Here is an 18,411-nt window from a genome sequence, read left to right as displayed (position 1 = left end):
ATGAATTTTCATAATATCCGCATGCCGGAATTTATTGAAGCTTTTGCCGTAGGGAAGGCTGAATTTTCAACTTCTCATGCTTTAACTATGTCGGGGAGAGAAGTGAGGCATTTAGACCGCATAAATGCTTGTCAAAAATATTTAATTAAAGATTGTCGGTTAAGTGCTGACGAATTCAATCACTTTAATAGTTTTTTTAAAGCCAGGCGAGGTAGTAATTTTGCTTTTCGCTTTAGAGATTACGCAGATTATAAAGTAAGCGGTGAATTTGTTGCGAAAGGCGATGGAAGTCAAAAGCAATTTTGTTTAAGCAAGTTATATGACGATCCTATTTTCCCTTATAGCCGCACTATTACTAAACCCGTGGAAGATAGTATTGTGTTATATATTAATAATGTGAAAACCGATTATAGTGTAGATTATAATCAAGGAATAATTACTTTGCCGCAAGCTCTAGAGCATGAGCAAATTTTAACTGCCGATTTTATATTTGACGTAGCCGTAAGGTTTGGAAGCGATAGTTTTGAATATGCTTATTGTAGTGACGGGTCTATTGGATTGTCGACTATAGAGTTAGTCGAGGTAGCAGTATGAGTATATTATCATCCGAAAATATTGAAGAAATTACTGCAAAATTACAAAATTTTACTTATTGTTTTCAAATTAAATTACCGGAAGGAAAAGAGATATACCTAACAAGTAGCGATAAGCTGGTTAAAAACGGTGATATAAGTTTTTTACCGAATTCAGGTTTATTGGTAAAGCAAGCGGAGTTTAACGATTCTGCGCAAAATTACGTTGATATAGAAGGAATTTTTGAAAGCGGCGGGATAGAATATTCTATGGATTTGACCGGTGCAGCGGTAAAAATAATATTATATACCAACAATATTTTTGAGCATTTTATAACATATTATTGTAGTATCTACACCAAATATGATTTAAATTTTAAAATGCATTTAAAGCCTGAAGCGGTAAAATATAACCAAACCATAATTAATAGCTTTAGCAAAAATTGTCGTGCAAATTTCGGCGATGCTAAATGCAGCGTAGATAAAAGTTTATATAGTGCCGTCTATAACGTAAAAGAATTTTTTAAGAAAAGCTTTACTATAGCAAATTTAGACAAGGAAAGCGGGTATTATAGCGGCGGGGAAGCTAGGCTCGGAGATAATTTATTTAATAGTAAAATCCTTGATCATTTAGGCGATTTAATTATAGTTGAGAGTATTATACCGGAAAATGTTAAAGCTACCAAGAATATACGGCTCACTAGCGGCTGCGATAAAAAATTTATAACTTGTTGCAATAAATTTAATAATGCTATAAATTTCAGAGGTGAACCTTTAATTCCGAATTATAATTTTATAAATGTTAATTTAAATGAATAAAAATTTTATAAGGCTTGTTTTGCGGGAGATTATAAATACGTTCAGCATTACTAAAAATTCTATAAGAAAAAGAAAAGAAATACATATAGTTGATTATTTTAAAATAATTACAGATGATCTAAATTGCTCGTTTCAAAAAATAAGAAGTGACAAAAAATAGAAATGAATATGAAAGAGACCAAAAATTTTTTTACAAAAAATAATAGATTAAATAAAGGCTATTCTAAGCCTCTAAATTCACGCGAGCAAGATAATAATTTTTACCGTAAAAAATTCGAGCATATTTTACCGCCGATTGATGTAATGTCCGAATATGAAAATATTCACCCCGGTACTTTAGAGAAGTTAATAAGTATGGCACAGAAAGAACAAACTCATCGGCATGCTCTAGAGTTGAAAAATTTAGAGGTTCAGGAAAAGGCGACCAAAGTTAGTAAGGTCTGTGCGTTGGTATTTGGAATATTTTTGCTAAGCTCAATAATATTTCTTATATTGCTAGAAAAATTTATAATTGCCGGAATAATGATTTTATTTATTATCGGTTTTGGAATGTTCTTTTTACGCAAGACTACCAAGAAAAATGAGTATATAAGAAGTAAAAACTACACAAATTCATAGTTTTTATAGATAAACGAAATAATATAATGCTATTTAACTTGTAATTATACCTAAAATAAGTTATATGCGATATACTAATAGAATTGGAAACTGTCACGCCGTGGCTTGATCAGTGTTGCTGTGTGGATCGAATTTTTGATGTCATTCTAGCTAAAAGCGGGAATCCAGAAAAAATATTTTTAAGTCACCCTGAATTTATTTCAGGATCTACTACACAAGATGCTGAAACAAGTTCAGCATGACAAAAAAAGTCTGGATTCCCGCTTTCGCGGGAATGACATCAAAAATTTGAGCCATGCAACAACGCTGGCTTGACCACGGTATGACACCGTACTTGTAATAACCTAATAATTTTAAATAATACGGAGATAGGCTTATTTCTAAAGTTAAAAATAATTTTCCTAAAGCGAATAAAGATATTAAAGCTAGCAAAGTTCGCTTAGTAGGCGAAAACGGTGAAATGTACGGTATTGTAAGTATCAAAGAGGCCATGGAGGCGGCTGAAAAAGCCGGGCTTGACTTAGTTGAGATTTCGCCCAATGCAGAACCGCCCGTGTGTAAGATTTTGGATTTCGGTAGATTTAAGTATGAAAGTAAAAAGCGTTTACATGAAGCACGTAAAAAGCAAAAAATTATCGTACTTAAGGAAATGAAATTTAAGCCTAATATTAGTCAGGGCGACTTTGACGTTAAGGTGCGTAAAATAAAAGGGTTCTTGAAAGACGGCGATAAAGTAAAAATTTCTTTATGGTTTAAAGGTCGTGAAATTATTCATAATGAACTCGGTAAAAAATTATTTGAACGTATCGAAGTAGAATTAGAAGGATTAGCAAGGATTGATCAACCCGCTAAAATGGAAGGTAAGCAAATTACTATGATCGTAAGCCCTGATGTTAAAATAGCGGCGAAGTAAAGTTTGGTCGATGTCATTCTAGTTCAAACGGGGCGTTGTTGCGTGGTTCTAAAAAAGTGCTCGATGTCATTCCCGCGAAAGCGGGAATCCAGAAAAAACACTTAAAATAAGCAAAATTATATAAAAATTTACTATATAATTCGCTTAAATATTATCTAGATTCCCGCCTTTAGCTAGAATGACATCAAAAATTCGAGCCATGCAACAACGCTCGCCTTTAGCTAGAATGACATAAATAACTCAGGCTATACAACATAATACCCATATCACAAATCTTAAAAATTAAATTATGCCAATTAAAATTTTAATGCCGGCCTTATCCCCTACTATGCTTGAGGGCAACATTGCCAGGTGGTTAAAAAAAGAAGGGGACAAAATTAATCCCGGTGAAGTAATTGCCGAAATCGAAACCGATAAAGCAACTATGGAAGTAGAAGCGGTTGACGAAGGTATTCTTGCTAAAATATTGATAGCTGAAGGGACGGAGAACGTACCGGTAAACTCCCTTATTGCCGTTTTAATTGAGGAAGGTGAAGATATTTCTGTAGTTGCCGATTTTGTTAAAAATAACTCCACTGTGAAATTAGTAGAGAAATCACCGCCGCCGTTATCTAATAATGTAGCAGTGCCGCCAATAGAAGTTGCAGAAAACGGTAATAATAGTAAGGTATACTCAAACGACTCTTCAAATCAGAAGAGTATATTTGCTTCGCCGCTTGCAAGAAGACTAGCAGCTATCGACAATATCAACCTTAAAAATGTTAAAGGTAGCGGTCCGCACGGTAGGATTATTAAGAGAGATGTATTAGAGGCTTCTAATATCTCGGTTAAAGCTAATGATAAGGCTATAAGGAGAAATAGTGAAGAATATTATCTAGTCCCGAATAATAATATCCGCAAAATTATAGCTAAACGTTTGCTTGAATCAAAGCAAACAATACCGCATTTTTATTTATCTATTGAGTGTAATGTTGATAAGTTACTGGATATAAGAGAGGATATTAATAAATCATTTGGCGATGATAAATCACAAAAAATTTCCGTAAATGATTTTATTATTTTAGCGGTAGGAAAAGCTTTAAAAGAAGTGCCTAGAGCTAATGCGAGTTGGCAAGACGAAGCAATTAAATATTATAACAATATTGATATTTCGGTGGCAGTAGCAATTGAAGGTGGTTTAATTACGCCGGTAATTAGAAATGCCGATCAAAAAAATATTATTGATTTATCTCGTGAAATGAAAGAATTAATAAAAAAAGCTAGAGAAAATAAACTTACCCCTGCCGAATTTCAGGGCGGAGGGTTTAGTATTTCAAATCTCGGTATGTACGGGATCAAAAATTTTAGTGCTATTATTAATCCGCCGCAAAGTTGTATTATAGGAGTAGGGGCTAGCTCAAAACGTCCGATAATAGTAAATAATCAAGTGACAATAGCAACTATTATGGATGTTACGCTTTCTTCCGATCATCGAGTTGTGGATGGAGCGGTCGGTGCTGAGTTCCTAGCTGCATTTAAGAAGTTTGTGGAGAGTCCTGCGTTGATGTTGATAAGTTGTGGATAGGTAAACACGTTCGATGTCATTTCCGCATCCTTTTATGTCATTCCCGCGTAGGCGGGAATCCAGACTTTTCTTTTGTCATGTTGAACAAGTTTGCAGAGCCTCTTATAGTAGATCCTGAAATAAATTCAGGATGACTGTAATTTTTCTGGATTCCTGCTTTCGCAGGAATGACATATTGCTGCTTTTAATGACATCCTAATTTGATAATAACAAAAATATATGAGTTTTTCAGATAATTTAACAAAGATTTTGAATAAATACGAAGAATTATCTAAAAAGTTATCTACAGGTATAGTTGGAGATGAATTTGTTAAAGCTTCTAAAGAATATGCTGAACTTGAAAATATAGTTGAGAAGATTAAAGAATATAATAAAGCTATATCGGAATTAAAACAAGCACGGGAATTTAAGTTAGAAGTAGGCTTAGATAATGAAACTTATGAAATGGTGAATGAGGAAGTTAATCGCTTAGAGGATACTGTTCCTAAATTAGAACGGGCAGTAAAAATAGCCCTTTTGCCGAAAGATGAAGCCGATAGTAAAAGTGCTATTATTGAAGTGCGAGCTGGTAGTGGAGGCGAAGAGGCTGCACTTTTTGCGGCAGTATTATTTAATATGTATCAAAGATATGCAGAATTAAAAAAATGGCGTTTTGAAATATTGTCAATTTCCGATACCGGCATCGGCGGTTATAAGGAGGCTACCGCTTCAATAAAGGGCAAAGACGTATTTTCTAAATTAAAATTTGAGTCCGGCGTTCATCGAGTTCAAAGGGTACCGGAAACCGAGTCAAACGGTCGAATCCATACCTCCGCCGCAACGGTTGCCGTGCTTCCTGAAGTAGAAGAAGTTGACATAAAACTTGAAGAGAAAGATCTAAGGATTGACACTTATCGTGCTTCCGGTGCCGGAGGGCAGCATGTTAATACAACAGATTCGGCAGTTCGAATTACCCATATTCCTACCGGTATCGTGGTCGCATTACAAGATGAGAAATCCCAGCATAAAAATAAAGCTAAAGCGTTAAAAATCTTAAGAGCTAGAATTTACGAAGAAGAACGCCGTAAAAAAGACCAATCACGTGCAGATACCCGCAAAGGTCAAATCGGTTCAGGCGATAGGTCGGAGCGTATCCGTACTTATAACTTTCCGCAAGGGAGGGTATCCGATCATAGAATAAATTTAACTCTTTATAAAATAGAAGAAATAGTAAAAAACGGTCAATTAGATGAATTCATTGAAGCCTTAGTAGCGGATGACGAGGCAAAAAAACTTTCAGAAGTGTAAATTTTACTATTATCATGAGCAACAATTAGCCTTGTTGCGTGGAGCAAATTTTTGATGTCATTCCTGCGAAAGCAGGAATCCAGAGAATATTTAAGCGAATTATATAGTAAATTTTTATATAATTTTACTTATTTTAAGTGTTTTTTCTGGATTCCCGCCTTCGCGGGAATGACATATAGCACTTTTTTTCGAGCCATGCAACAACGCTGCAACAGTTAAGCGAGTATATATATTAACTTTTAAAATATTAATTATGAAAACAGCATTTATTTTTCCCGGGCAAGGGGCACAGTTAGTCGGGATGGGCAAAGATTTTTACGACAACTTTAAAATAGCTAGAGAAACCTTTGATATTGTCGATGAAGTATTAAATCGTAAACTCACCGATGTTATTTTTAACGGACCGTTAGAAGAACTTACACTAACTATTAATGCACAACCGGCATTAATGGCAGTATCTGCGGCAATAGTAAATGTTATTAAAGAGCAAACGAAAAAAAATATTGATGAGTTATGTAGTTACGTTGCCGGTCATTCTTTAGGAGAATACACGGCATTATGTGCAGCAGGTAGCATTAGCCTAGAGGATACAACGAAATTGCTAAACGTACGGAGTCGATCGATGCAAGAAGCATGCGTTGAAGGAGAGGGGGCTATGGCAGCTTGCATAAATATTAATTTAAAGGAGCTTGAGCAAATAGTCGAAGAGGTAAGTGAATTCGGCGTATGTCAAATAGCTAACGATAATATAGTCGGGCAAATAGTCATTAGCGGTAAAGTCCTAGCGGTCGAGAAAGTTATCTCTATAGTTAAAGATTTGGGATATAAAGCTATAAAATTAAAAGTTAGTGCACCCTTTCACTGTAGTTTAATGAAGCCTGCGGAGCAGAAAATGCAAGTTGCGTTAAATCAAACGGTTATTAGTAAACCGCTTATTCCGGTGATACAAAATTTTACCGCTCAGCCGGTAACGGATATTAATCAAATTAAACAAAATCTAATTTTGCAAATATGCGGTCGAGTAAGATGGCGAGAAACTCTCGAACAATTAAATAAATTACAAGTTACAAATATAGTTGAAATAGGCTCAGCTAGCGTTCTAACCGGTATGCTACGAAAAACCGATTATCAGTTTACATTAACTAATATAAGTAATTTAGAAGACATAAAGCTGTTTCTAAAAACTTATGAAATTGCAAATTAAATTCTTTGCTAATTTGTCTGATTTTTTAACTAAAGATTGTCATTAAAATGTTCAGCATCACACTAACGGAATTGTGGTTAATAATAGGGGTAATTTGTTTCATTATAGAATTTGGTGCTGCTCCTAATATTGGGTTTTTATTTTTTGGTTTCGGTGCATTATCAAATGCTATTATAACATATAATTATCCTATTTTATTAAAAGAGCAGTTAACAATTTTCGGCTTACTGTCTTTGTTATGGTTTATTATGTTATGGCGACCTATTAAAAAATATATTTATAAAAATAGTAACCTAAAACAAAGTAATTATTCTGATATGATTAATAAAGAAGTAGAGGTTTATAGCCCTACAATCTCTTCTAGCAAAATAGGACAAGTAAAATGGTCAGGGGTTATTATGAATGCATTATTAGAACAGAATGAGCCGGAAGAAGCTAAAGCCGGCGATAGGATTTTTATTGTAGAAGTACAAGGTAATATATTAATTTGCTCAAGGACCAGTAATTTAAAATGATTCAGTGTATTTCTGCGTAGATAAAGCCTATCATTGCGTGTGGAGTAATGGCGTTGTTGCGTGGATCAAATTTTTGATGTCATTCCCGCGAAGGCGGGAATCCAGAGAATATTTAAGCGAATTATATAGTAAATTTTTATATAATTTGCCTATTTTAAGTGTTTTTTCTGGATTCCCGCTTTTAGCTAGAATGACATACTGCCGCTTTTTGTTGAGCCATGCAACAACGCCATTACCTCCACGCAACAATGACGATTTTTATGCTAATTTTATTAATTGATTGGATTCTATAAACAAATTTATGAAAGAAACTTTTAATGTTAGTAAGCTTAATAACGGCTTAACTATCCTTACTTACAATATGCCTTATGTAAATTCGGTAGCGATAAATTTAATTGCCAAAGTCGGCAGTCGCTTTGAAACTTCTGAGGAAGAAGGTATGTCTCATTTTCTTGAACATATGGCGTTTAAAGGTACAAAAACGAGAAACGCTAAACAAATTGCCGAAGAATTTGATGAGATAGGGGGGCATTTCAACGCCTATACCGGTCATGAGCAAACAATATATTACTCAAAAATACTACCGGAAAACTGCCGTAAAGCTCTAGAGATATTGGCGGATATAATCCAAAATTCTACTTTTGCCGAAGAAGAAATCGCTAAAGAATATCAAGTAATTTTACAAGAAATTGCCCATAGCCAAGATAATCCCGATGACCTAATATATGAGAAATTTTATAATAGCGTTTATAAGGGGCAGCCTTTAGGCAAGCCCATTTTAGGAACGAGTAAAACCCTTGCTATTTTTAATAAAAAACATTTTTCTAACTTTATCGATAAACATTATACCGCACAAAATCTTTACTTATCGGTAGCAGGTAATATTACCCATGATGAAATAATAAAGATAGTGGAGCAATTATTTCCTTCTTTAAAACAGGGAACGAGTAATAATTTTGAGCCGGCAAGGTATGTCGGCGGTTACTGTCCCGTCATCAAAGATTTAGAACAGACCACTTTAATATTAGGCTTTGAAGGGGTAGGATATCTTAATATGCAACAACTTTACCAAGCCCAACTACTTGCTTTAATATTTGGCGGCGGTATGTCGTCAAGATTATTTCAGCAAATTAGGGAAAAATTAGGTTTAGCCTATGGAGTAGGCAGTTATAATAGTTCTTATTGCGATAGCGGTGTATTTACTATTTATGCTTCCACTGCTCATGATAAATTAGAATTATTAAGTACGGAATTGATAAATGAAGTAAAGAAAATTATGGAATCGGTACAGGAATCTGAAATTATTAGGGCTAAAACGCAATTAAGAAGTAATATTTACATGGCTCAAGAAAAGCCTGCTTACAAATCTGAGGAAATCGGCAAAAATTATGCTATTTTTAATAAATATATATCTATAGATGAAATTATGGAGCTTATTATGAATATAACAGCTGCAGATATTCTAAAAATAGCCGGCAAAATATTCTCGACAGTCCCGACGCTTGGAATCATCGGACCGGAAGTTAAAAATGTTGATTATTACACAAATATCGCCGATGTCATTCCTGCGAAGACGTAGCGTTGTTGCGGGACTCCCGGAATCGTCATGGCGAGGTGCCTCTGGTCTTGTTGCATGAATCAAATTTTTGATGTCATTCCCGCGAAGGCGGGAATCCAGAGAATATTTAAGCGAATTATATAGTAAATTTCTATATAATTTTGCTTATTTTAAGTGTTTTTTCTGGATTCCCGCCTTTAGCTAGAATGACATATAGCACTTTTTTAGAGCCACGCAACAACACTCTTGCACAGGAATAACATCGATCTCAATTTTTAGGTTATACTTGAGTATAATATATGAACGATACCAACGAAATAGAGCAATTAATCTATCTTTTTTCTAAGCTGCCCGGTCTTGGCGGGCGTTCTGCTCGGCGCATTGTTTTATATCTGTTACAAGATAAAGACGTAAGATTGAAAGGACTAATTACTAATTTAATAAATGTTGAAAATAAAATAGTAAAATGTGAGATTTGCGGCAATATGGATACGGCAAGTATTTGCCATATTTGTTCATCGCCGGTGCGAGATAAAGCCGTTATTGCTATCGTGGAAACGGTGGCGGAATTATGGGCTATGGAACGTAGCGGTATTTTTAAAGGCGGGTATCATGTGCTGGGTCATAATTTATCTGCCGCAGCTAGGCAAAACCCTTCGATATTAAGGTTGCCAGAATTACTTACTAGATGCCGAGAAGAAAATATAGAGGAAGTTATTATTGCGACCAACTCTACTCTAGAGGGGCAAACTACCGCTTATTTTATCACCGAATATTTAAAATCTCATCCCGCTAAGATTTCACGCCTAGCCAGCGGTATTCCTATCGGCGGGGAATTAGACTATTTGGATGAGGGAACATTATCGGCAGCTATCACGCTGCGACAACCATTTGAGTGATATGAATATTTTACTTACCAGAAGTATTGAAGGAAATAAGGAAATTATCGAAGAAATAGCAAAATATAATACCGATAATTTAAGCTTTCATTATATTCATTGTCCTTTAATTGAATATAAAAATTTAAACCTTACTCCGGAAATATTAGGTAACTACCACAATATAATTATAACTAGCAAATACGCTGCGACAATTCTTGCTAAGTGGCAGAAAGATTATACTATTAATAGAAAACATAGTATTTGGGTAGTAGGGGAAGCTTCCAAGGCAATTTTAGAGCGTGACGGCTTTATAGTAAAATACGCCGCAAAAAACGTCGATGATTTGATTAAGCATTTTCCAAGCCGATTATATAATCAAGCGATATATTTATCTTCCAACGAAATCACTTGCGATTTACCGCCCCCAATAAAGAGGCAAATTATCTATAACGTCAAATATTTAGAGCAACTACCGCTAATAGAATTGTTTAAGAACAATATAGATTATATTTTGCTTTACTCGCAAAATAGTGCCAAAATATTTAAAAAATTATTACTGCAAAATCATTTATCGGAAGTGTTGCAAAATTCATTAGTCATAGCTATTAGCTTGAAAGTAGCAAATATAATTAGACCTTTTTTTAAAAATGTGGTTTATTGTAATAATGAAAATTCACATACGATAATAAACTTATTAATGCATGATGCAAAAATCCGAAATTAATCTTAAAAATAAAAATATTTTTTCTATAGCGGTAATATTAATATTTATGCTACTTGCTTTTATGCTTTATTATGATAGAGCTGAAATTTTTAAGTTATTTAGCAGTGAAATTACTTCTTATAAAGATGATGCTCCACCTATAAACGATATTGACAACGTGACCACTAGCAATAATGAGCAACCGAACGAACCTTCTTCGGCTAAGTCCTTAATAAATTATGTAAATTCATTTATTCCTCCTATTCCTGCCCCTATTCCTGCAGTTCCTACCGCTACTATTAATTTTGAGATAAATGATTATCGTCATTACTTATTAAACGTGAATCTATTAATATTTAATTTCTTACAAGATCAAAATTATACTAAGCAATTGCAAGCAATAGAAATAATCTCATTACCACCGGAGATAAAAAACATTTTAGCCGATTTAAATAGCTATAATAACAATTATTTGCTCAATAAAATTGCAAATAGTGAAAAAATTTTTCCGACTAATTACCTATGGTTAGAAAAATTTATAAAAATAGAGAAAAAATCTTCCGCTGAAAAAGAGAAAGAACAATTACATATTGCTATTTTGGCAAAGTTAGAATTTTTTATTAACTTTTTTTATTCGGATAATTTTAAGGAAAAATTCATAAAATAATTATCCGGAATCGCCATTGCGAGCGGGCATAGATATTGTTGTGCGGCTCAAGAAATCAGTGTGTCATCCCGTGCATCGGTGTTGTTGCATGGCTCGAATTTTTGATGTCATTCCCGCGAAGGCGGGAATCTAGACTTTTTTTTGTCATGCTGAACAAGTTTTGCACATCTCATTAGTAGATCCTGAAATAAATTCAGGATGACTATGATTTTCTGGATTCCCGCCTACGCGGGAATGACATACAGCATACAACAACGCCTTTAATAGATGCTAAAACAAATTCAGCATGACTTTTTGAGTATTTATATGTTCAGACTCCTTATAATATGTATTGTATTTCTACTGCTTTATCTTGGATTTTCCATTATTGAAACGCTTGACTCGCAAGTTGTTTTGACCTTATACGATTATCATGTAGAAACTACGTTTTTTTCACTTCTGACTTTCGGGGTTTTGTCATTACTCATAAGTTTTATTGTTATTAAAATTTTAATATTAATTATCGATTTACCGTCAAAAATACAAGATATTTTTACTACACGAAAAATTAATAATAATCAATATTCCCTTGTTAGATCGATATCGGAATATATTATCGACAATAAAAGTAAAGCCGGTTCTATCGCAAGAAAAATTTCTTTACCTATAAAAAAAGAAAATAGAGAGCTTTATACTTTAATCTTAGCTAAAACTGAGGAAGAAATAAGTAAAAAAATTGCATATTTTGAAGAATTAGAAACATCTAAACAATTTACGTTTTTTGCCGCTAAAAATCTTGCTATATTATTTTATCGTAAAAGTTTTTACCAAGAAGCAGAAGGCTACGCTAGTAAAGCTTATAATTTAAATGAATTTGATAGCGATGTCATAGCAATTCTTATTAATTGCTATGGAAAACTTGCCTTATGGGAGAAATTTACTTTTGTAGTAGCCAAGCTTGCAAAGCTTAATAAGTCCAAATTTGCGATGATGAATTCGGAAATCGCCGAATATTATTTATCGGCAGCAAAAATGACGGTAGAGAATAATAATACTGAAATTGCAATTGATTATTTAGAGTTAGCCTTAAGCTTGAATTGCGTAACTCCGGCAATATTAGAGCTTTATTTAACTTTAAATTCTAATATCAATAACAATAAAAAAATCAAAATACTAAAAAATGCTTTTAACGCTCATCCTTCTTTAGAAATAGTCAAGATATTTAAGAAATTTACAGAATTGCTTAATTATCAAATCTATGAGGAACTAACTTCAGAGCTAAATATTAAAGATCATTTAATATTATTTTTAGCTATAGCAGCTTATTTAGATTTACCGGATAAAATAGCCTCTTTAAAAGCCGCTCCAAAGCTTTTATCTTTTTCTGAAGCGTAATTAATTTCTTTCCTTCAGAAGCTCAGCTATTAACTGATATGATTCAAAAGCTTTGTTTGGGTCTTGAGTAAGTAGTTCAAAACCAAGTTTCTCGTTATTATCGGCTTGCCACAATCGGCAATTATCCGGACTAATCTCATCGGTTAACATTATTATAGTTTCTTCGCCGTTAAATACTCTACCGAATTCAAGCGTACATTCAACAAGCCTAATACCGATGCCGGTAAATAAGCCGCTTAAAAAATCAAATATGCGGGTAGCTTGCTTTTTTACGGCAGAAATTTCAGCTTTGGTTAACCAACCGAAATTTAATATTTGATATTCATTAACGATAGGATATTTTAAATCACGGCTCCTAACTTTAAAATCAATAATCGGTTTATCAAATACATACCCTTCTTCCATACTAAATTCCTTAACAAATCTACCGCAAGCAACGGAAGAAATTGATAATTGCATCGGAAAAACTTCCACATATTGGATTAATTGCTCTCGCATATTTAGTTTTTCTATAAAATGATTTTCAATTCCGAGCATATCGAGCTTACCCATAATAAAAGAAGAAATATTATTATTAAGCACTCCTTTACCGGAAGTATCAATAATTTCTCCGTTTTCTAAAATAGTCTTATCGGTGAAAGCCATGATAATAAGAAAATCTTCTTCGGAAGTGTATAGGGATTTACGAGAACCTTGATAAAGTATTTTTTTCATTTTATTAAAAATTTTTATATATATTGTTACGCTCAGTTAAAAGCACCATCGACGTTATTCCTGCACAAGCGGAGCGTTGTTGCAGGGCTCGAATTTTTGATGTCATTCCCGCGAAGGCGGGAATCCAGACTTTTTTTGTCATGCTGAACTCGTTTCAGCATCTTTTTAGTAGATACTGAAATAAATTCAGGATGACTTAAAAATATTTTTTTCTGGATTCCCGCTTTCGCGGGAATGACATACAGCACTTTTTTCGATCCATGCAACATGCCGATCAAGTCCCGCTTGCAATGACGATTTGGGCAAGTTCTAGAGCCATGCAACGATGCCTGCAGGCGGGGCAATAACATTTAGGATGCTTTAAAAACTATTCGATCAAGCCTAACGCCTCTTGAGCCCTTTATTAAAATAAGTTCGTCTGTACCTAATAAATTCGGTAAATCTTTTATTAAAGTATCAACATTTTCAAAATATGCTTTAGTTAGTCCTTTCGGTAATAAGTCGTAAATACATTTAGTATGTGATCCGACGAGAAAGACCTTAGGGCAATCCGCATCTAAAATATATGGTATTAAATCTTTATGCAGCCGCTCGGAGTCTTTGCCGAGTTCTAGCATTTCCCCTATTATAGCTATCTTATTAGCATTTTTAAACAGTTTTAAATATCTTAAGGAAGCTTTCATAGATTCGGGGCTAGCATTATAATAATCACAAATTACTCGATAATTATTTACACCGATTTTTGCAGTAATTATTTCCCCACGACCTTTAGTTAACGGAATATTGCCAAGCTGCTGCGAGGCATTTTCTAAATTTTTACCAAGCAGATAAGATACTAAAAGAATGGCGGTAAAATTTTCTGCATAATGCTTAGGGATAAAAGGTATAGTTACCTCTATTTTATTATTACTTATTAAATATACTAAATGAACTTTATTATCATCATGCTCGTATGATATTAGTTTTGCATTTGTATTATTAGAATTACCGAAACTATATATGTTACTAATAGAGAGTTGCTTAAGATTTGCTAAAATATTATGATAATATTGAGTATCCGTATTAATAATTGCCGTTCCATTTTTTACTAAACCTGCAAAAATTTCGCATTTAGCATTAGTAATTTCCTCTAAAGAATCAAAAAACTCTAAATGTGCTTCCGAGATATTAGTAATAATTGCGATATCGGGTTTTATTATTTTACTAAGTTCTTTTATCTCTCCTTTGCGATTCATGCCCAGTTCAAAGATAGCATATTTTATACTATTCGGCATTGATGCAAGATTTATAAGTAATCCTAAATAATTGTTAAAGTTACCTCTACTAGAAAAAACGCTATCAGTACTTAATATAATTTTTAAAGCTTCCTTAGTAGAAGTTTTGCCGACACTGCCGGTAATACCGATAAATGTCGCCTTAGAGTTTTGCCTTTTATATTTAGCCATTCTTTCTAAAGCATCAAACGTATCGTTTACCATGATAGTTTTATGGCTTGGTACTCCTGGGATATTTTTGTTAACAATTACTGCAGTTGCACCTTGCTCAATTGCATGCATTACGTAATCATGTCCGTCTCTATTACCTTTTAGAGCAATGAATAAATCGCCTTGTTGTACGTCATTAGAATTAAATTGTACTTCATTAGCATAAATAGAGGAGGGTACTATTATGCCGAGTGCTTTACTTAGAGTTTCAGAGTTCCATATCATATATTTAGTTCTATTATGTGTTTATTGCATGGTTCTTATGTCATTCCTGCGAAAGCATTGTTGCGTGGATCATAATTTACCGTATTATGGTTATTACAAGTATGGTGTCATACCGTGGCTTGACCACGGTATCCAGAAAAAATGAGGTGGTACCCTTTGTCTAGACAAATTTTTTAAATTTTAGAGGTGTAATTCTCCTGTATTAATGTATTGGTTTTTCAAAGTAAAGTTTGCATTTTCTATGTCATATAGCCTCTTGATAATTTTCTAGTTTTTCTGCAAAATGTATCATTTCAGGTGTCTTATATTCAAGCGATTGATGAGGTCTTTGCTTATTATAAAATTCTATATAATCTCTGATAGCTATCTTTGCTTCACGTACCGTTTCAAGATCAAAACGATAAATCTTCTCTTTGTTTCAAAGATCGCCAAAAACGTTCAATAAATACATTATCTAAGGCTCTGCCTTTGCCGTCCATACTAATAGCTATGCCTTGTTGCTCAAGTATTTGAGTAAAATCTTTTGATGTAAATTGTACTCCTTGATCCGTATTAAAAATGTCAGGCTTGCCATGTATAGATATTGCTTCATTTAGAGCTTCAATACAAAAATCATTTTCTAAACTAATCGACACCCGCCAACTCAAAATATAACGACTATACCAATCCATTATAGCAACCAAATATACAAAACCTTGCTTTACTTATGTAAGTAATATCTGCACAGTAAACTTGATTGGAGCAAACCACCTCTATATTATTTAATAGATATGGGTATACTTTATGAGCCTGATTCCTACGGCTTAAATTAATCTTTGGGTATACTGCTTCAATACCAAGTATTTTATAATATTTTCTTATCATCTTACGACTAACATTTAACCCTTCGGATTTTAGGACATGAGACATTCTTCTAGTACCATAATAGGGATGCTCTGTAAAAATCTCATCAATTCTGTTCAGTACTCTATACTCCTTATCATCTAAGGTATTCCTAGCTCGGTAGTAGTAACTTGAGCGGTTTAAATCTAAAAGTTTGCATTGTCTTGCTATGGTTAAATTTGAAGCATAACTTATCATTTTTTTCCTAACCTCTAAATCCAAAGATACTAGATTTTTTTTTAAGCCAGTCTCTTTCAACTGTTAACTGGCCTATTTGCTCAAATAATGATTTAATTAAATCTTCTTGGCCGGTATCTTGTTGTTTAGATTTCGATTTAAATCCAGAAACCATAAAATCTAAAGCTTCTTTCTTCCATTTATAAATCTGATTAGCGTGAACACCATATTTGCTGGTAATTTGAGCTATAGTCATTTCTCCAGATATTGCTTCAATTGCTATTTTTGCTTTTTCTTCTGCACTATATTTTTTAACTTGTTTTTTCATTTTTTTTCATTTTTTGCTCCTTTTCCTAGGAGATATTATACCTACTTTTCTCTATTTTCTTGTCTAGTTTTTGGGTACCATTATAGAGTATGACATCGAGAAGCATATTTCTTTGCAATTTCAATATCGTCAAAGGGTAATTTTTTATCACCTATAATTTGATAATTTTCATGCCCTTTGCCGGCTATTAATAAAATATCATCTTGTTTTAAATTATTTATTCCATATTTAATTGCTTCTTCTCTGCTTTCTAGCTCAATATATTTATCCGATATTTTAATTACTCCGTCTATAATTTCTTTTCTAATATCACTTGGGTTTTCGTCTCTAGGGTTATCGTCGGTAATAATTATATTATCGGCAATTCTTGCTGCTATTTTGCCCATTAAACTTCTCTTCGCCTTATCTCTATTACCGCCACAGCCGAAAATTACAATTAGTTTGCTGCCTTTTAATTTAATATTTTTTAGCTCGGTTAAAGTTTGTTCTAATGCATCGGGAGTGTGAGCATAATCAACAAAAATATTTTTATGACGTATTCGCTCCATTCTACCTTTTACCGGTCTAACTTTGGGGAGGAGGTTTATGACTTCATCAAAAGCAAAGCCGGTATTATGCACGGCTAGAGCAGCAATTAATAAATTACTCGCCTGAAAACTGCCTATTATCTCGGTATTAAATTCATAATCCTTATTATTAAAAGTAAAATTAATATTTTGTCCACGAATAGAGCTAACAGTTTTAGTTATTTTCAAGTCTCCTTCTTGACCAATGGTTGTAAATTTAACGTTATGGCGGTTTAAATAGTCTTCTATTTCTGCTATGTCAGAATTTAGTATAGTTATACCGCTCGGCATTAAATTATCGGTAAATAATTTTAATTTAGCAAGCAAATAAGCCTCTTTTGTCTGATGATAATCTAAATGATCTTGACTAAAGCTAGTAAAGCAAGCGACATTAACTTTTATGCCGTATAGTCTTTCCTGGTCTAAGCCGTGGCTGGAAGCTTCAAAAGCCAAATATTCTATATCATTGTCAGTTAGATTATGGATAATTTTTCTAAAATTTATAGGGTCAAGAGTTGTCAAAGGAGGTATATTTTCTAAAATTTCAGGTAATTTAATAATAGAGTTCTTTCCAAACTCTACTTCTAGGGGTAATTTATACGTCGATCCGGTACTCGAATCCTCACGTACGTTTGAGTACGCTGCGGTTCTGCGTTCCGTGTCTCCTTTAAATTCCTCCCTATAAGCGAGTTTGGAAAGAACTCTATTACCAAAATACTCTACGCCGAGTGTCCCGATAGTAGCGGCATTTTTGCCGAGTAAGGAATATAATTGTGCTATGTAAGATACTACCGAACTTTTGCCGTTAGTACCGGTTACGGCTATTAAATATTTTGGTTCTTTCGGGTAAAGGATTTTTGCTGCCAAACTTAACGCTATACGTATATCTTCTACATATATTATTTTTGTAGGATTTAGCTCTACACTTTCTTTATTATCGGTAATAATAATTCCTGCCTTATGATTTAAAGCATCGAGAATAAATTTATTTCCGTCGTAATTTTCTCCCTTAATAGCAAAAAAAACCTCATTTTCTTTGATACTACGAGAATCAGTAGACAGACCGGTAATATTATGCTGCTGGAATAATGTTTGTAATTTCTGTAATAATAAGGAGTAGGGCATATAAATATTGTTTTTTTATTACTGTCATATTGTAGTGGCATTGTTGCGTGGATCTAAAAAAGTGCCGTATGTCATTCCCGCGAAAGCGGGAATCCAGAAAAAACACTTAAAATAAGCAAAATTATATAAAAATTTACTATATAATTCGCTTAAATATTCTCTAGATTCCCGCTTTCGCGGGAATGACATCAAAAATTCAATCCATGCAACAACGCTGACAAGCCACGGAATGACA

Annotated in this window: 19 protein-coding genes and 1 pseudogene; 13 read left to right on the top strand and 7 right to left on the bottom strand. The window is 33.6% G+C overall.

Going from position 1 to position 18,411, the window contains the following annotated elements:
• The 13 genes and pseudogenes from AAGD48_RS06575 (at position 1) to AAGD48_RS06515 (ending at position 12,675) form a co-directional block, all read left to right on the top strand.
• Positions 1 to 594 carry a TIGR02217 family protein gene (locus AAGD48_RS06575; protein ID WP_341789474.1) on the top strand — a complete coding sequence of 198 codons (594 nt, stop codon included), beginning with the start codon at positions 1 to 3 and terminating at the stop codon, positions 592 to 594.
• Positions 591 to 1,391 carry a DUF2163 domain-containing protein gene (locus AAGD48_RS06570; RefSeq protein ID WP_341789473.1) on the top strand — a complete coding sequence of 267 codons (801 nt, stop codon included), beginning with the start codon at positions 591 to 593 and terminating at the stop codon, positions 1,389 to 1,391. Before AAGD48_RS06575 ends, AAGD48_RS06570 begins: the two co-directional genes overlap by 4 nt.
• A 168-nt stretch (positions 1,392 to 1,559) precedes the next feature.
• A pseudogene (locus AAGD48_RS06565) lies at positions 1,560 to 1,877 on the top strand (DUF2335 domain-containing protein); the annotation flags it as partial.
• 508 nt (positions 1,878 to 2,385) lie between these two features.
• On the top strand, positions 2,386 to 2,922 hold the full coding sequence (gene infC / locus AAGD48_RS06560) for a translation initiation factor IF-3 (RefSeq protein WP_341790761.1): 537 nt from the start codon (positions 2,386 to 2,388) through the stop codon (positions 2,920 to 2,922).
• A 289-nt stretch (positions 2,923 to 3,211) separates the two neighbouring features.
• The gene (locus AAGD48_RS06555; protein ID WP_341789472.1) at positions 3,212 to 4,486 is read left to right on the top strand and encodes a pyruvate dehydrogenase complex dihydrolipoamide acetyltransferase; all 1,275 of its coding nucleotides are present in this window, start codon (positions 3,212 to 3,214) and stop codon (positions 4,484 to 4,486) included.
• A 219-nt stretch (positions 4,487 to 4,705) separates the two neighbouring features.
• Positions 4,706 to 5,773 carry a peptide chain release factor 1 gene (prfA, locus tag AAGD48_RS06550; protein WP_341789471.1) on the top strand — a complete coding sequence of 356 codons (1,068 nt, stop codon included), beginning with the start codon at positions 4,706 to 4,708 and terminating at the stop codon, positions 5,771 to 5,773.
• Between the two features lie 253 nt (positions 5,774 to 6,026).
• Positions 6,027 to 6,977, top strand: coding sequence for an ACP S-malonyltransferase (fabD, locus tag AAGD48_RS06545; RefSeq protein WP_341789470.1), 951 nt, complete (start codon positions 6,027 to 6,029; stop codon positions 6,975 to 6,977).
• 47 nt (positions 6,978 to 7,024) lie between these two features.
• A complete protein-coding gene (locus tag AAGD48_RS06540) occupies positions 7,025 to 7,492 on the top strand; it encodes an NfeD family protein (protein ID WP_341789469.1) in 468 nt (155 codons plus the stop codon).
• A gap of 301 nt (positions 7,493 to 7,793) precedes the next feature.
• On the top strand, positions 7,794 to 9,071 hold the full coding sequence (locus AAGD48_RS06535; RefSeq protein WP_341789468.1) for a pitrilysin family protein: 1,278 nt from the start codon (positions 7,794 to 7,796) through the stop codon (positions 9,069 to 9,071).
• Positions 9,072 to 9,349: 278 nt separating this feature from the next.
• Entirely contained in the window at positions 9,350 to 9,949 is a 600-nt protein-coding gene (gene recR / locus AAGD48_RS06530) for a recombination mediator RecR (protein WP_341789467.1), read from the top strand.
• A 1-nt stretch (position 9,950) separates the two neighbouring features.
• Positions 9,951 to 10,655, top strand: coding sequence for a uroporphyrinogen-III synthase (locus AAGD48_RS06525; RefSeq protein ID WP_341790760.1), 705 nt, complete (start codon positions 9,951 to 9,953; stop codon positions 10,653 to 10,655).
• The gene (locus AAGD48_RS06520) at positions 10,636 to 11,301 is read left to right on the top strand and encodes a hypothetical protein (protein WP_341789466.1); all 666 of its coding nucleotides are present in this window, start codon (positions 10,636 to 10,638) and stop codon (positions 11,299 to 11,301) included. The genes AAGD48_RS06525 and AAGD48_RS06520 overlap by 20 nt, the downstream gene beginning before the upstream one ends.
• Positions 11,302 to 11,607: 306 nt before the next feature.
• Positions 11,608 to 12,675 (top strand): hypothetical protein, encoded by a 1,068-nt coding sequence (locus tag AAGD48_RS06515; RefSeq protein ID WP_341789465.1) that lies wholly within the window; start codon positions 11,608 to 11,610, stop codon positions 12,673 to 12,675.
• Here the strand turns inward: AAGD48_RS06515 and AAGD48_RS06510 are convergent, their stop codons facing one another.
• The 7 genes from AAGD48_RS06510 to murE form a co-directional block, all read right to left on the bottom strand.
• A complete protein-coding gene (locus AAGD48_RS06510; protein ID WP_341789464.1) occupies positions 12,676 to 13,389 on the bottom strand; it encodes a phosphoribosylaminoimidazolesuccinocarboxamide synthase in 714 nt (237 codons plus the stop codon).
• A 350-nt stretch (positions 13,390 to 13,739) separates the two neighbouring features.
• Positions 13,740 to 15,098: a UDP-N-acetylmuramoyl-tripeptide--D-alanyl-D-alanine ligase gene (locus AAGD48_RS06505; protein ID WP_341789463.1), complete on the bottom strand. Its 1,359-nt coding sequence runs from the start codon at positions 15,096 to 15,098 to the stop codon at positions 13,740 to 13,742.
• Between the two features lie 244 nt (positions 15,099 to 15,342).
• Positions 15,343 to 15,459, bottom strand: coding sequence for an integrase core domain-containing protein (locus AAGD48_RS10655; protein WP_410526037.1), 117 nt, complete (start codon positions 15,457 to 15,459; stop codon positions 15,343 to 15,345).
• Between the two features lie 31 nt (positions 15,460 to 15,490).
• The gene (locus tag AAGD48_RS06500) at positions 15,491 to 15,781 is read right to left on the bottom strand and encodes a DDE-type integrase/transposase/recombinase (RefSeq protein ID WP_341789462.1); all 291 of its coding nucleotides are present in this window, start codon (positions 15,779 to 15,781) and stop codon (positions 15,491 to 15,493) included.
• Positions 15,756 to 16,178 carry an IS3 family transposase gene (locus AAGD48_RS06495; protein ID WP_341789461.1) on the bottom strand — a complete coding sequence of 141 codons (423 nt, stop codon included), beginning with the start codon at positions 16,176 to 16,178 and terminating at the stop codon, positions 15,756 to 15,758. Before AAGD48_RS06495 ends, AAGD48_RS06500 begins: the two co-directional genes overlap by 26 nt.
• Positions 16,179 to 16,185: 7 nt before the next feature.
• A complete protein-coding gene (locus tag AAGD48_RS06490) occupies positions 16,186 to 16,485 on the bottom strand; it encodes a transposase (protein WP_045812944.1) in 300 nt (99 codons plus the stop codon).
• A gap of 80 nt (positions 16,486 to 16,565) precedes the next feature.
• Positions 16,566 to 18,176, bottom strand: a complete 1,611-nt coding sequence (gene murE / locus AAGD48_RS06485) for a UDP-N-acetylmuramyl-tripeptide synthetase (RefSeq protein WP_341789460.1) — start codon at positions 18,174 to 18,176, stop codon at positions 16,566 to 16,568.
• Positions 18,177 to 18,411: the final 235 nt, after the last annotated feature.

It is taken from the genome of Rickettsia endosymbiont of Polydrusus tereticollis (genome assembly GCF_964026385.1).
Taxonomy (GTDB): Bacteria; Pseudomonadota; Alphaproteobacteria; order Rickettsiales; family Rickettsiaceae; genus Rickettsia.
This window is presented reverse-complemented; position numbering and strand designations above follow the sequence as displayed.

Excerpts from the sequence above, each read along its gene's own strand:
- AAGD48_RS06490 (WP_045812944.1), bottom strand. The coding sequence starts at position 16,485 with ATGAAAAAACAAGTTAAAAAATATAGTGCAGAAGAAAAAGCAAAAATA.
- murE (WP_341789460.1), bottom strand. The coding sequence starts at position 18,176 with ATGCCCTACTCCTTATTATTACAGAAATTACAAACATTATTCCAGCAG.
- AAGD48_RS06540 (WP_341789469.1), top strand. The coding sequence starts at position 7,025 with ATGTTCAGCATCACACTAACGGAATTGTGGTTAATAATAGGGGTAATT.
- AAGD48_RS06555 (WP_341789472.1), top strand. The coding sequence starts at position 3,212 with ATGCCAATTAAAATTTTAATGCCGGCCTTATCCCCTACTATGCTTGAG.
- AAGD48_RS06520 (WP_341789466.1), top strand. The coding sequence starts at position 10,636 with ATGCAAAAATCCGAAATTAATCTTAAAAATAAAAATATTTTTTCTATA.
- AAGD48_RS06570 (WP_341789473.1), top strand. The coding sequence starts at position 591 with ATGAGTATATTATCATCCGAAAATATTGAAGAAATTACTGCAAAATTA.
- AAGD48_RS06535 (WP_341789468.1), top strand. The coding sequence starts at position 7,794 with ATGAAAGAAACTTTTAATGTTAGTAAGCTTAATAACGGCTTAACTATC.
- AAGD48_RS06515 (WP_341789465.1), top strand. The coding sequence starts at position 11,608 with ATGTTCAGACTCCTTATAATATGTATTGTATTTCTACTGCTTTATCTT.
- fabD (WP_341789470.1), top strand. The coding sequence starts at position 6,027 with ATGAAAACAGCATTTATTTTTCCCGGGCAAGGGGCACAGTTAGTCGGG.
- AAGD48_RS06510 (WP_341789464.1), bottom strand. The coding sequence starts at position 13,389 with ATGAAAAAAATACTTTATCAAGGTTCTCGTAAATCCCTATACACTTCC.
- AAGD48_RS06505 (WP_341789463.1), bottom strand. The coding sequence starts at position 15,098 with ATGATATGGAACTCTGAAACTCTAAGTAAAGCACTCGGCATAATAGTA.
- prfA (WP_341789471.1), top strand. The coding sequence starts at position 4,706 with ATGAGTTTTTCAGATAATTTAACAAAGATTTTGAATAAATACGAAGAA.
- AAGD48_RS06575 (WP_341789474.1), top strand. The coding sequence starts at position 1 with ATGAATTTTCATAATATCCGCATGCCGGAATTTATTGAAGCTTTTGCC.
- AAGD48_RS06495 (WP_341789461.1), bottom strand. The coding sequence starts at position 16,178 with ATGATAAGTTATGCTTCAAATTTAACCATAGCAAGACAATGCAAACTT.
- AAGD48_RS06525 (WP_341790760.1), top strand. The coding sequence starts at position 9,951 with ATGAATATTTTACTTACCAGAAGTATTGAAGGAAATAAGGAAATTATC.
- recR (WP_341789467.1), top strand. The coding sequence starts at position 9,350 with ATGAACGATACCAACGAAATAGAGCAATTAATCTATCTTTTTTCTAAG.